This window comes from Legionella sp. (assembly GCF_049790535.1).
Classification (GTDB): domain Bacteria; phylum Pseudomonadota; class Gammaproteobacteria; order Legionellales; family Legionellaceae; genus Legionella.
The window spans coordinates 1-14,313 of the sequence record NZ_JBAQZB010000066.1 but is presented as its reverse complement, the minus strand read 5'-3'; the positions used below and the strand labels follow the sequence as shown (position 1 = coordinate 14,313).

The window sequence follows — 14,313 nt, the reverse complement described above, 5'->3', positions numbered from 1 at the left end:
TTTAATTTCATCACGATCTACCCCCTCTCCCGCGCTAGGAGCTTTAATAGTATGATGATGCCTTTCGCGGGAGAGGGTTGGGGAGAGGGAATGTCGCGGATGGTCATTGATGATGAGATACTCTTAGCTTTAAAGTAGAGCAGTCCTAATGATTTCAAGGACAGATGTTGGATTAAATGGTGTTCAAAAAAACTTCAGGGACGTTTCCTAGGTTACTAATGTCTTTACTGATTTTGCCAGGATTTGTTGAAAGGTATCGAAGTAAAATAACGCCAGCTACTTATCCCCAAATGAACAAAATGCTCTTGCGCCAAACAATTTAAAATTGGCCCCACCCAAATAAATCTCTCTTGCAGAAACGACGCAGGATAGCCCTCATCCATTTGCACCACCGAAATTCTGTGATGATAACTCGCATGTTTCTTACCATTCTTATTAACCAGCAAACACGGAAACACTCCCAAATCTTCGATAAAATAGTGGTATTCAAATTCTCCCCTTTTTAAAGAACAGCCCCCTCCTTGCGCCAGTTTTTGCATTACTTGATTAGCTGAATCTTTATAACTCACACAATCCAGCGTAATTGATCCAGATTGCCCTAAATATAAAGCAATTTCTTCCAATTGATAAAATTGTTGATGAAATTCTTCCTGCTTATTAATCGCTTTGTGATACAACAAAATATGTTGCATGAAATTTAATATCAGCAAACTAATTATTGTTGTAATAATCAGCGTCATTAAAAAAATAAAACCATGTTGTTCTTTAGGTGCCACGAACAGCAACCCTAATTGTATGAGTTTTATCTTCGTCCAAACCCATGATAACCTTAATAAATTGCCGATCATTCACTTTCTCATTCTGGATTTTCAATGTATGAATTAAAGAGGTAATTTCCTCTGTTTGCGTTAATTGATAATGTAAAGTTTCCTCTCCTCTAGAATTTTTTTTAATAAACCAGCGCTCCTCTAAAAACTCACCAACATAAGCTGATGCGTTATAAATATATTGTAGAGGTTTGGCAAAAGTAATTACTTTCTTATCAGCTTGTGATTCTATACTAACAATCTGTTGAACCTCCGCATGGTCACAATCAGCGATCAATAAAGGGTGTTTTTTATTAAATAATGGAGGATGAGACACGATAACTCGAGTTGCACTTTGCATATTAATTACTTTAGCAAACTGCTCATTCATGCGATTAATTTGGATTAATTGCCCCTGATTTCCAATCCTAAGCGCCTGGATCAAACCTCCATTTGCTCTTCTATCGTTTACAGATAACTGATTGATACCCAAACACGGAGTAAAACCAGCGCGACGAATACTGTCGCTCATTAGATCACCGACCCAACTCAGATCAAAACTTTGGGATAACAGTTCTTCGGCCTCAACATAATGACGTTTACTGCTTAAATAAAATTGCATTAAAAGTGTTGTAATAAGACTCGTAAGAAAAAGGCTAATAAGTACCTCTGAAATACTGACACCTAATTGTTTTTTCATTAGTTATCCCTGCACTAGTTTACGAGTAATCTCTCGACTATTCTTCCACCAGCTAAGATGTAACAAAGTTTCTTGGCCATGATGCTGGATCTCTAAATAATAGGGAGAAGGTACTGGGGGAAGTTTTTTTTCACCTGCCAATAAAGTTTCATCAATTTGATCTAAAAATTGAGAAGCGTGTTCGCGTATGATTAATTGGTCGAGTAATTGCCTACTTTGCCACTGCTGTTGCACTAAAGATAAGGCTAACGTGGTTACTAGTAATAACGACGCAAGCACTTCAACAAGTGAAAATCCTTTTTGCTGATTCATGTTCCAATCTTCCTGAGGTTGGTATCGCAAGCAGAGTAACGTTCTGAGAATAAAAATGCAAGATTAATTTTTTTATAACGTATTGCCAGAAAAAGACATGCGACAGTACATTTTGCATTTCTGACACGTGTTTTGCGCTAAGTTTGGCATTTCCTAGAAAGGCTAAATATTCTTTTGCAAAAGTCTTAAAAAATTTCTTTTGCTGACTCATAAAACCAAATTGGTTATTTCCATAACTATCCATAATCATCTCTTTTTTTAGGCGCGAGAAAAAATACGGGTAACATAGCAAAATGCTACCCGTAACAAGAACCATAAGAAAAACTATGCAAATTTTTTATATAATGAAATAAAAAAAATCAGTTAGTTGCTCTTAAGGGGATAAATTGAAGGAATAGTATTGATTTAAGTACTTGTACCATTGAAAAATGGTCCTGAAATCGTCTAGAATGACGTCACCCATGATTTACTCCTGATATCGTAAGTTGCAATGAAAATTTAACATTTGAGTTAATAAAGTTATATTTACTACTCTAAAGCAACCTCCTAATTATTCTGCGAAAAATTGCTTCGTGACAGCTTAAAAAAGCATAGCTAATATAAACATAACTAGAAATTATTCTACAAGGAATGTTATGACAGTTAATTTTGAAGAATTTCCCCATTTAGGAATACGTTCTTTAGTTCCTTACAAACCAGGAAAATCTATAGAAGAATTAACTCATGAGCGAGGAATTACCGACATTATTAAGATGGCTAGTAATGAAAACCCATTAGGATGCAGTCCGATGGCCTTATCGGCTGTGCGCAGTCTATCACCAAATGTTCTGGCTACTTACCCTTCACCAGTTAATCATCCTCTAATTCCCAAATTAGCCGAAAAACTCAAGGTAAAAACCAATCAGATTTTTGTCAGCAATGGCTCGGATTATATCTATACTATTTTACTCAACTCCTTTGTGTTACATCAGGAAAAGCACATTATTACTCATGACTATGCATTTAGTACCTATGCCATTCAGGCGCGCACCTTAAATATACCAGTACGTTCAGTACCTGTTGATGAAAATTACCAAGTGAATATTTTTAACCTTATTGAAGCATGCAGTTCACAAACCGCCCTCATTTTTTTGGCTAATCCTAATAATCCCACAGGCAGTTTCATTAGCCCTAGCAAAATAAACCATTTATTAGAAAATATTCCTGAAAGCACCCTATTAGTACTCGATGAAGCCTATTATGAATATGCAGCATCTCAATCGGGTTATAACAGCATTGAATGGCTAACCAAGCATCATAATTTGGTAATCACACGTACTTTTTCCAAAATATATGGTCTAGCGGGTTTACGCTTAGGTTACGCAGTGGCTCATCCCTCGATCATTAATATTTTACAGCGGGTGCAATTACCTTTCACCGTCAATCAGATGGCATTGACCGCGGCCCATGCTGCCTTAGATGATGAGGCGTTTATCAAATTCAGTTTACAAATTAATACTGAAGGAATGCAGCAAATGCGTGCAGGTTTTGAGAAATTAAAAATTGATTATTTACCTTCATTCTGCAATTTTCTTACTTTTAATTGTAAAGAAGATAGCATGTCACTCTATAATTATCTTTTAGACAAAGGTATTATAGTCAGACCGCTACATCCCTATAAAATGGATAATTACATCAGAGTAACCATTGGCACCAAGACACAGAATAAACGTTTTCTTGATGCACTTACTGATTATTATTCGATATAAAAGGAACTAAAATGACCAGTGATTTAAGCAGCAAGCATTGTGAATCATGTGAAGGAATTGGGGCAGCATTAACTGCAGAACAAATAAACAATTTAATGCCTCAATTAAATAAGCAATGGCAAGTTAGCCCCGATAGTCGCATCATTACGCGTAAATTATCTTTTAAAAATTTTTATGAAACTATGGCTTTTGTGAATGCATTAGCGTGGATAGCAAATACTGAAAACCATCATCCTGATTTAGAAGTAGGTTATAATTATTGCACTATCAGTTTTATGACCCATGCTTTAAATGGTTTAAGTCATAATGATTTTATTTGTGCTGCTAAATTAGATAAGCTTTTAACTTAAAATTAAACCTCTGAAAGAATCAATTGGGCTAATAATAGATTCCTTGCTCAAGAGGCTCTTTAAGCTATGGGATTTAGCAGAGCTCGATAAAAATTACACCGATTAGCTTTTAACCTTAATGTTATTGCTTTCAAGTAGCAGAGTGGTTAGGCTATTGATTAGATGGATATTTCTCGCCAATCTTTTTATATTAATACCTCATTGCTACACGTTCTTCACCTAGTAGATTTACTAAGTGATCGAGTAATTCATCGCTAGGCATCACTTGCCATTGTTGTGCAAGGCTCAACTGTGCTTTTGCATAGTCATTTGTATAAGATATTTGTACAGAACAACGTCCAGTATGAGCTTTAAACAAAGCTTGAAGCGATGACAAAATCCCTTGATTTTCAGGTTTTAAACACAACTCAAGGCAACGAGCAAAGCGAGTACGCGCTGAAGGGATATTATACAGCTGGTTTGCAGTCATTTTAATGCCACCACTATAATCATCATGTGCTACTTCTCCCTCGATGACTAACATAGTACCTGTTGATAATGGTTCAGAAAATGACTCAAAAACTTCTTCGTATACAACTACATCCAACCGTGAAGTAGAATCATCCATGCTGATAATAACTAACTTTTTACCTCGTTTGGTAATAATCTTACGAATCGATGAGACTTGAGCACAAATCAACGCTTTTTTATGGACCACTGGATTTAATTGACTTATAGACATAATAAATTCACCAAATTCACGTCGGTATTGATCTGCAGGATGTCCAGTCAAATAAAAACCTAATACTTCGCGCTCGCCTTCTAATCTTTGTGCTTCCGACCAGGATTTGCTCACAACATATTCTTGTTTGCTCGCCTCATCTTCTAACATGGAAAATAAATCAAACTGACCACTGGATTGGTTTTGATGTTCCTTTTCCGCTACTTTAAGTGCTTTTTCAAGAGAAGCGTTCAACACTGCTCGTTCTATTTGCCAATCATCAAAAGCACCGCTTTTAATCAAGGCTTCAAGCACTCGCCGATTCACTTTACGTAAATCTAATCGTTGACAAAAAGCAAATAAATCAGCATAGACACCTTTGGCCTCTCGCTCGTGGGTAATGCAATCAATAGCGGCCTCCCCTGCTCCCTTTATAGCACCAAGTCCAAAAATAATAGTAGTATCATTACTTACGGTAAACGGATACATCGATTGATTAATTGAGGGGGGTAAAACAGTTAATTTCATTTGCTCACATTCATCAATAAAGGTCACTACCTTATCTATATTATCCATATCTGAAGACATTACTGCAGCCATAAAAGCTGCAGGATAATGTGTCTTTAACCAAGCGGTTTGATAGGCGACCAAAGCATAAGCAGCCGAATGCGATTTATTGAAACCATAACCTGCAAACTTTTCCATTAAATCAAAAATATACGTTGCCAGCTGTTTATCAATACCCCTAGCGGTAGCTCCTTCAGTAAAAATTTCCCGTTGTTTCGCCATTTCTTCTGGCTTTTTCTTACCCATAGCACGACGTAATAAATCTGCAGCGCCTAAAGTATAATTTGCTAACACTTGGGCAATCTGCATCACTTGTTCCTGGTATAAAATAACTCCATAGGTGGGCTTTAAAATAGGTTCCAAATCAGGATGAGGATAATCTACTACTGCCCGTCCATGCTTACGATCTATAAAATCATCAACCATCCCAGACTGTAAAGGACCCGGTCTGAATAAAGCCACCAACGCAATAATATCTTCAAAACAATCAGGCTGTAATCGACTAATAAGTTCTTTCATACCGCGTGACTCCAACTGAAATACAGCCGTTGTTTTACACGCTTTTAATAAATTAAAGCTTGCTTCATCATCAGTTGGAATATGATTAATATCGATTAGCGGTTGGCCGGCTAGTTTTTTTTGTTTATTTATTGTAGCTAAAGCCCAATCGATAATAGTTAACGTTCTTAAACCCAAAAAATCAAATTTAACTAAACCAACTGCCTCTACATCATCTTTATCAAATTGGCTTACAATTTGTGTAGAACCTTCTTCACAATAAATAGCAGTAAAATCAGTAAGTAAGGAAGGCGCAATAACCACTCCTCCTGCATGTTTACCTGCATTACGAGTAATTCCTTCAAGCTTTAATGCCAAATTAATAAGTTCTTTAACCTCGTCTTCCTCATGAAAACGGCGATTTAACTCAGGCTCCTCTTTCATTGCTTTGCTTAAGGTAATACCTATTTCAAAAGGAATCAGTTTTGCCAACTTATCAACAAAGCTGTAAGGATGACCTAAAACACGTCCTACATCCCGCACCACTGCTTTAGCTGCCATGGTACCAAACGTAATAATTTGCGATACACTTTGGCGACCATATTTTTCAACCACATATTCTATAACCCGATCTCGGCCATCCATACAAAAGTCAATATCAAAGTCAGGCATAGAGACCCGCTCAGGATTCAAAAATCGCTCAAAAAGTAATTCATATTCCAAGGGATCTAAATCGGTAATTTTTAACGCATAAGCAACTAAAGAACCAGCCCCCGATCCACGTCCTGGGCCTACAGCTACACCGTTTTGTTTAGCCCATTGAATAAAATCTGCGACAATTAAAAAATAACCGGCAAAGCCCATGTTATTTATCACATCCAATTCAATTTGCAAACGTGCGTCGTATTCTCCTCTTATGGTTTGCAAGTCTTCTGCTGATTTATATTTAAATAATTGGACCAAACGCTCTTCCAGACCGACTTCTGATAGATGAGAAAGATATTTTTCAACAGTTAATCCAGCAGGAATAGGGAAATTAGGCAAATAGTTATTTCCTAAATCCAGTTTCACCGTACATCGTTTGCAAATTTCTAGTGTATTTTGAATGGCAGATGGTAAATCTGAAAATAAATCATGCATTTCTTCAGCAGAACGTAAATACTGCTGATCACTGTATTGTTGTGTACGTCTGGGATCTGCAAGTGTATAACCATCATGAATACACACACGCGCTTCATGGGCATCAAAATCATCTTGATCAATGAAACGTACGTCATTAGTTGCTACTAACGGTAATTGCAGTTCATCAGCCAGCTTAATTAGTTGTTCATTGTACAGACTCTCATCAGGTCTTCCGGTACGTTGTATTTCTAAATAAAAACGATCGGGAAAAAGGGTTTGCCAATGTAATGCACGATTTTTTGCTAGTTTTAGATCATTCGCCAATAGAGCTTGACCTATATCGCCAAATTTTCCACCAGATAAAGCAATCAATCCAGTAGAATATTCTTCAATCCACTGATTTTGCACTCTCAGTTGTCCATGATCTTGACCTTCCTGGTAGGCTTTTGAAACAAGACAGGTTAAATTTTTATAACCTTCTGAATTAAGACATAATAAAACTAACGAATGAACACGTTCAGGTTGTTGTAAATCATAGCAAGGAAGATCGCTACCAATAATTGGCTTAATCCCAGATTCTACTGCGGCTTGAAATAATTTCACTGCAGCAAATAAATTACAATAATCAGTTATTGCTACTGCAAGCATGCCTCTGTCAGGTAATGCTTTTATTAAAGGTTTAATACGAACGAGGCCATCAACTAAAGAAAATTCTGTGTGAACACGCAAATGAACAAATCGTGGTTGCATAAAAGAATAAACTCGTAAATCTAATTAATGAACTTTAACCTAGATCACCTACCGTGATCTACTATGAATTTTAAAACTTATAAAATATTAAAATTAGAAGAAGCGCTTTTTAAGTAAAGAACAGTTCACTTTGTCATACACTTCGTCCCCACCTCAACAGGAACAAAAAATGAATATTCATACCCTCCCTTACACTACTTTTCGTATTCAGCTTAATGTCTTCTTGTGCCATTAAACTAATGTGATTAAATAGTGATAGCACACAAAGCAGCGTTCGCATAACTGTCACCAGTTTTTAGTGTATTCAGAACCTGTGTATTTGCCTTGCTTAAATTACCCTGGCCTAAATAGAAAAAGCGATAACCACATTCTAATGTTGCTTTATTAAAAAGATCATGGAATTTCAGACCAGCACCACTCATCGCACTGAATGCTACAGAGCTATGGCTTTGGAATATACGGTCTGGAATTGTTATGCCACCATCTAATGAATATTCTTTGAAATTATAGGCATTAATAATATTAGGACCAATGCCTGCATCCAGTGTGATGCTAATGTTACTTGGAATCCTGTTATCTAGAAAGCTTTCATTCAGGAAACTAGTATGAATATCCGCTCTTCCTCCAAAAAAGATGGGCCAATTAGTCAAAGAATAACTATATGCTAAATTAGTAAATAAATTTTCCTGAGTAACATAACCACTTACTGAAGTATGAGGTAGATAAAACGCATTCACGCCATATGAAAGATCTGCATATGCGGTAGTCCAACCATCCCAATAAAGCCCTACGCCAACAAGGCCATTAGAGTCCGCACCACTTCGTACTGAAAATTGATCACCAATTAGACCATCGATATCCACATGCTGTCTACTGCCTTGAGTGGTCCAGAAACCACCTAATTGTAAGGATACTTTGGGAATATAAGAAAAAGAGGGGCCAGCTGCTCCTACACTGCCTGCAAGTACAACAGAAGAATTGAGTCCAGCTAACAACAATAACAAAAATAAATGAGAATATTTTCCTTTGAATAACATGCAATCTCCTTATAAAAAATATACCTTATATATGTAATACGACTATTTATTTATGACATTAGTTACAAATATTTACCTACCATAACCTAATTAATGTCGCGGATCAAAGGCATCTCGCACACTATCTGCAAATAAATTAATTGCTAATACTAACATAAACATAAAAATAAAAACAGCCATTATCGGCCACCAAATAATTGGATCGCGAGCCAATTCGAGACGTGCACCGTTTATCATATTACCCCAACTAATTGTCATTGGGGATACCCCTACACCTACATAGGAAAGTAGTGCTTCGGCCATCACTAAAAAACTGAAATCTAATACCAAGGTAATCACGACAATATGCATCACATTGGGTAATAAATGCTTACGGATAATCGTAAACCAATTTGATCCCAAAGCACGTGCCGCCAAGACATAATCAGCCTCACGCAATTTAAATGTTTCAGCACGTAAAAGACGGCAAAGACTTGTCCAACTAGTTACACCTAAAATCAAACATAAGGCTAACAAACGCGCATCAGCAACATTGGCCAAGGTCCTAAATTCATTAGGATGACTGACTATGTATGTCTGCAATGACAAAACTGCAGCTGTAATTAATAAAACACTAGGAATAGAGCTTAAAGTAGTATAAATATACTGAACGATATCATCCACTACGCCCCCGAAATATCCTGCTATAATTCCTAAAAATAAGGCTAAGGGTAACATAAACAAAGTTGTTAAAAAACCAATAATCAAACCGGTGCGAATGCTTTTAATAGTGAAATAAAAAATATCCTGTCCTATCTGCCCAGTTCCTAAAATATGGAACATTCGCGATAATTCATAACATAACACTGTAAAAAATATAAGTAGCGTTAAAGTTATTAGTGCACTAATGCTGGATGGACTTAAAATAAAAAACAACTTTTTCCGTCTAAAAGAACAAACAAAACTTTGCACAAGAAAAAATATAATAAACGCTAAAATGCTCCATTTTAGTGAAAACCATAAAGTGCTTTTAATCCTCTGTACTTTTTCTGTTTTTGTTTTGGCCCATTTGGCTGGATAAATCAAAGCGGGATAAATTTGTTTTACCATGCCATTTACTAACACTGTGTCGGTAACAAATTGGTTTAAAGCCAGCGGCGCAGAATAAGTTTTTTCACAAGCGTTTCCTATGGGTGCTAAGATGTTATCCAACATTGAGATTGAGGTTTCTGTTTCAGAATTTGTCGTAAAATGAATCGAGTCTAATACACCAATGCTAATAAAAAATAAAAGAATAATACCCGCACTTACAGCAATTGGTTGACGCAGAATGGTGTTAAAAGAATGTCTAATGTGTTGTTTGCGCAGACTGTAAAGAATTACCAGTACACTTAAAATGAGTAGTGTAAGAAAACATTTATCTGTCCATAACAATTCAAAGGTCATATTTTTATTCTCAATGTCATCACCTTACCTTTAACATTCACGACAACTTAACTCGTGGATCCACTAATGCATAAGAAAAATCGGTTAAAACTAAACCAATGATATAAAGTACCGAACCTAAAAACACCATGGCTCTAACTATTGCAAAATCTTGTTGTTGAATGGCATCAATAATGTAACTACCCATACCTGGTATGCCAAAAAAAGACTCCAAAATTAAACTTCCCATAAATAAAGAGGGAATAATAACAACAATTCCAGTCAATATTGGCAACATTGCATTTTTTAACACATGAGTAAACATTATCTTTTGCTCAGATAACCCTTTGCTACGTGCTGTTTTCACATAATCTTTATTCATTTCTTCCAAAAATAAAGTTCGATACCAACGTCCTCCAGCACCTAAGCCACTAAGAACTGCCACGAACACAGGAAGAATAATAAATTTTGATGCCTGAATACCCCCATCATAACCAGAAATAGGCACCAGACGCAGAAGTTTTCCAAACAGAAATTGACCACCAATAATATAAAATAAACTGGAAATCGACATCAAAATAATGCAAATCACCACTCCACTTAAATCAAAATAGGTTTTGCGAAAAAAAACCATCGTCATTGCTAAAATAATATTGCTTATCACATCCAAAAATAAAACGGGTAATGCAATGGCCAAACTAGGCCACATTCTAAATGAGATATCCTGGCTAATATCACGACCCGCATCGGAGATGCCAAAATCAAAGGTAAATAATTTCAGTGATTTCTGGAAAAATAAGGTAGCTTCAATTTTCCGTAATCCTGATTCTTGCTTATTAAAAAATAAGGGTAAATTATAACCATGAGCCATTTTCCAATTATTAATAACTGATTGTTGTATATGTTTTTGTCCCAAATGCATTCGCGCAATATCATCTGGAGTATTCAGCATAAAAAATAAAATAAAGGTAAGTAAATTAATTCCAAAAAGAATCGGTATGAAATAGAAAAATCTACGTAATAAATACTTCATCATGGTATATGCATCCTCTCAGCCGCTTGTCTTTCCTTTTTCAAATACGCACTAAATAAGAGTAAAAGCAAACCTAAAATCAGCAACAATAATAAAACTAACGGCCAAAAAACTGGCGAATTCCATTGCTGGCGTAATTGCTCTCGTTCATATGCATTAATCGCTACATATTTCAAAGTTCCTAAAGAAATGGTATTCGGTTTAGTATGCGATACCCAATTGTGTGATAAAATAAAATCTTCGCTATGAATGCCCCAAGCCCAAGGTGCATCATGTCGAACAATCGTTAGCATGGTATCGATTAGCTGTTGTCTTAATACATCATTTTGGCGATTTTTCATTAAATCAAATAAACGGTCAAACTCAAGATTCTCATAATTCGCCGCATTTTCACCCCCATACTTCACTTTGCCATTTTTACCATAAAGTTGAAATAAGAAGTTTTCTGGATCAGGGTAATCTGCAAGCCAGCCCCAACTAAAGATTTGCGTATCCCCTGCACGCATTTTCTCCTGAAATCGATTGTATAAAGTAGCTCTAACATTCAAATCAATACCAATATTAGCGAATTGTTTACGCATCCAGTCAAATAAAGCTTTATCTTCTGGGCCCCCGGTAGTTGTCACATCATAATAAAGAATTAATGGCTTGCCCGTAGCAGGATCAATACCGTCAGCATACCCTGCTTCAGTCAGCAATTTTTTGGCATCCTGCAGCGGCCGCCTTACTATGGCATTATTATTCCATTCATAAACATAAGGATTAATTCCTAATATACCTTCCTTATAACCAAAAATACCGGGGGGAATGGGACCTTGCGCCGCAACCCCACGACCATTATAAAAAATAGCAATACTCTCTTCATAATTTACGGCAATTGAAATTGCCTGTCTTAATTTACGCGCGCGCTCAGTACTTCCACCCACTACATTATCTAACATATTAAAACCTAGATAATAATTACTAGGTTCCAAAGTTTGGGTTAAATACACTTTTTTCTTTTGCATTTCTGGCGTCAATGTTACCTTGCCACTCTTATTAATATGAATTGCCTGATCAAAACTATCCGAGCCTATCTTGGAATTATCATAATAACCTTGCAAAAATTTATTCCAACGTGGAATTGATTCTTTTTCTAAAGTAAAAATCGCTTGGTCAATTAACGGAAGACGTTTACCAACATTGAGCAGATAACCTTTTTCTTTATCTTCTTTCGACCCGTTAACTGGAAAATATTCCTTATGAAAATTAGGATTTTTTTTCAAGTTGATGATGCGATTGGGATTATTTTGAGTAATCATGAATGGTCCTGTACCTAAAGGATACCAACTCAAGGAAAGGTTCTTATCACCCATTCCAGATTGTGCATAAAATACATCGGCTTCCCAAGGAATTGGTGAAAAAAAAGGCATGGCTAGCCAAAATAAAAACTGTGTATATTGCCCTTTCAAGGTAATCGCAAAAGTATAATCATCCACCTTGTGCAAACCGGTTAATGGATAATTACGCAAATCAATATAATGCTTAGTACTTGGCAGCGAGTTACCAAATTCTTTAAATCCAACAATATATTCGCTCATTAAACCATAAATTGACGAACTGAGTGCTGGATTAGCCAAGCGCTTTATTTGATAAATATAATCATCAACAATTAATTCACGGGTTCCAGTAAACTTAAAATCAGAGAGCTTATTTATGCCCTGATCTTTTAAATAATCTTCTGATAAATGGTGGTATAAATAGTGGCCTGTTTTATCCTTGGCAAGTGCGGGGTGCGGTTGGTAAAAAATGCCTTTGTTAATGTGTATTGTGTACACTGTATATGCCAGTAATGACTGACTATTATTCTCAATAGTATTACCCTGTGCATCCAGATATTTTATCTGTGGTAATTGCGTCGCAATTAATGGTTTTAATTGATAAGGCCTTAGAAAATAATCATATTCAAGTAAAGGTTCATAGATTTGTGCGATAAAAAGATATTCATTTAGAGAATATGACAAAGCTGGATCCAATGTTTTTGGTTGTTCGGTAAATGAGGAATAGTAACTATTTTTTTGCGAATCACCTTGTGGATACGGATTATTTAAAATCCAGATGTTGGCGTAAGTAAGGCTAGTGCTCATGAGCATTAACGCCAGGAGTACTCCTAATTGCGGTGCCATAAATGTCCTTATCTAACCTGAGTATTAAATCTACCGCCATTAGGTTAACATTAGCATGGATAAAAATATTTTATCCAGTCTCTATCTTGATCTGTTCAAACAGGGATGTATTTCTGAGTACTAAAGCTCTTAAGCAAAAAAATAAACTACCTGAAGATCTACAGCTCGTTTTGCTCTTATTAGTTGAAGACTTAAAAAATAAGAGTGGTAATCCAGGTATTCATTGGCCTAATTACAAAAATTTAAGGGATTGAAAGGCCAGAAAAAAAGTGATGATTGGCGTCACTGCCATCTTCAGAAAGGAAATCCCACCTATGTATGTTGTTGGAAAGTGTTTGAGGATACTCAAATGATAGAAGATCTTTCTGCATTTAAGAGATTCTATTTAAAAAAATAGATATAGATGATGTATCTTTTATTAAAGAACTTCAAAATGAGTTTGAACATTTATTGCTTCACATAAGCATTGAGACAATTCATGTTGATGAAGCCTTTTAAAGATTTAACAGAACGTTATGGTAAGGCCGGTGCTTTATTGAAAGGAATTCGTATTCGAGAGGGATTGAATCAAACTGAGTTTGCCAAATTAATCGGCACAACCCAAGCAAACTTATCCTCCATGGAGAAGGGAACACGTCCAATTGGAAAAAACAAAGCTAAAATTATTGCTGAAAAATTTGGTGTTGATTATCAGTATTTCCTATAAAATTTTCCCTGGTTTCATTACTCTCATGCTTTTTCAGGAATTTAATCAGCCCTGTATTACCCGTTAAGCAAGGAAATCACTTGCTTCTTGTTTTTTGTTTTAAGAGGTCCTAATCGCATAAAATTTTTATCCAGGAGATCCTAAATCACTACTCCTTAGCCCGTTTTTAGAGCTGAAATAAGAGTAAAAGCTCAATAGTTAACGTCAGTTATGGATAAGCTGAGGCTTCATCTGTTCCAGTTTGTTTATTTTTATCTGTGGTTTTCGTGGCTTAAGAGAATAAGCGGTTAATCCTCCTATGAGATTCACAAGAAAATTCATAGGACTACGATGTCTGGAGTGCTCAATATGACAAATGGATTTAAGTTGGTCGATAACGGTTTCAATGATACTTCGTTGATATAAGAAGAATTTT

The 14,313-nt window shown here is 36.0% G+C and carries 13 protein-coding genes; 3 read left to right on the top strand and 10 right to left on the bottom strand.

Translation table 11 applies throughout. The features are described 5' to 3' along the window. Positions 1–224 precede the first annotated feature (224 nt). The 4 genes from WA877_RS03785 to WA877_RS03770 are packed head-to-tail and all read right to left on the bottom strand — an operon-like array spanning position 225 to position 2,062. Positions 225–776 (bottom strand): type II secretion system protein, encoded by a 552-nt coding sequence (locus WA877_RS03785; protein WP_425169600.1) that lies wholly within the window; start codon positions 774–776, stop codon positions 225–227. Continuing rightward, positions 766–1,506, bottom strand: a complete 741-nt coding sequence (locus WA877_RS03780; RefSeq protein ID WP_425169599.1) for a PilW family protein — start codon at positions 1,504–1,506, stop codon at positions 766–768. The genes WA877_RS03785 and WA877_RS03780 overlap by 11 nt, the downstream gene beginning before the upstream one ends. Positions 1,507–1,509: 3 nt before the next feature. Beyond that, positions 1,510–1,818, bottom strand: coding sequence for a type IV pilus modification PilV family protein (locus WA877_RS03775; protein ID WP_425169598.1), 309 nt, complete (start codon positions 1,816–1,818; stop codon positions 1,510–1,512). Beyond that, the gene (locus tag WA877_RS03770) at positions 1,787–2,062 is read right to left on the bottom strand and encodes a hypothetical protein (RefSeq protein WP_425169597.1); all 276 of its coding nucleotides are present in this window, start codon (positions 2,060–2,062) and stop codon (positions 1,787–1,789) included. The genes WA877_RS03775 and WA877_RS03770 overlap by 32 nt, the downstream gene beginning before the upstream one ends. Before the next feature lie 391 nt (positions 2,063–2,453). Here WA877_RS03770 and hisC point away from each other — a divergent pair, with 391 nt between their 5' ends. Continuing rightward, positions 2,454–3,566 (top strand): histidinol-phosphate transaminase, encoded by a 1,113-nt coding sequence (gene hisC, locus WA877_RS03765; protein WP_425169596.1) that lies wholly within the window; start codon positions 2,454–2,456, stop codon positions 3,564–3,566. An 11-nt stretch (positions 3,567–3,577) separates the two neighbouring features. After that, positions 3,578–3,916, top strand: coding sequence for a 4a-hydroxytetrahydrobiopterin dehydratase (locus WA877_RS03760; RefSeq protein WP_425169595.1), 339 nt, complete (start codon positions 3,578–3,580; stop codon positions 3,914–3,916). Positions 3,917–4,106: 190 nt separating this feature from the next. Here the strand turns inward: WA877_RS03760 and dnaE are convergent, their stop codons facing one another. From dnaE to WA877_RS03735, 5 genes are all read right to left on the bottom strand, one after another. Further along, complete coding sequence (gene dnaE / locus WA877_RS03755) at positions 4,107–7,553, bottom strand: DNA polymerase III subunit alpha (protein WP_425169594.1); 3,447 nt, start codon at positions 7,551–7,553, stop codon at positions 4,107–4,109. A gap of 245 nt (positions 7,554–7,798) precedes the next feature. Next, positions 7,799–8,590 (bottom strand): hypothetical protein, encoded by a 792-nt coding sequence (locus WA877_RS03750; RefSeq protein WP_425169593.1) that lies wholly within the window; start codon positions 8,588–8,590, stop codon positions 7,799–7,801. A gap of 90 nt (positions 8,591–8,680) precedes the next feature. Then, complete coding sequence (locus WA877_RS03745; protein WP_425169592.1) at positions 8,681–10,015, bottom strand: ABC transporter permease; 1,335 nt, start codon at positions 10,013–10,015, stop codon at positions 8,681–8,683. Between the two features lie 37 nt (positions 10,016–10,052). Next, a complete protein-coding gene (locus WA877_RS03740) occupies positions 10,053–11,030 on the bottom strand; it encodes an ABC transporter permease (RefSeq protein ID WP_425169591.1) in 978 nt (325 codons plus the stop codon). Next, positions 11,027–13,192 (bottom strand): ABC transporter substrate-binding protein, encoded by a 2,166-nt coding sequence (locus WA877_RS03735; protein WP_425169590.1) that lies wholly within the window; start codon positions 13,190–13,192, stop codon positions 11,027–11,029. The genes WA877_RS03740 and WA877_RS03735 overlap by 4 nt, the downstream gene beginning before the upstream one ends. A 478-nt stretch (positions 13,193–13,670) precedes the next feature. On the opposite strand from WA877_RS03735, the gene WA877_RS03730 reads away from it, so the two are divergent. After that, a complete protein-coding gene (locus tag WA877_RS03730; RefSeq protein ID WP_425169589.1) occupies positions 13,671–13,898 on the top strand; it encodes a helix-turn-helix domain-containing protein in 228 nt (75 codons plus the stop codon). Between the two features lie 204 nt (positions 13,899–14,102). On the opposite strand, the gene WA877_RS03725 is transcribed toward WA877_RS03730, so the two are convergent. Further along, a partial coding sequence (locus tag WA877_RS03725; protein ID WP_425169587.1) for a transposase occupies positions 14,103–14,313 on the bottom strand: 211 nt, incomplete at its 5' end.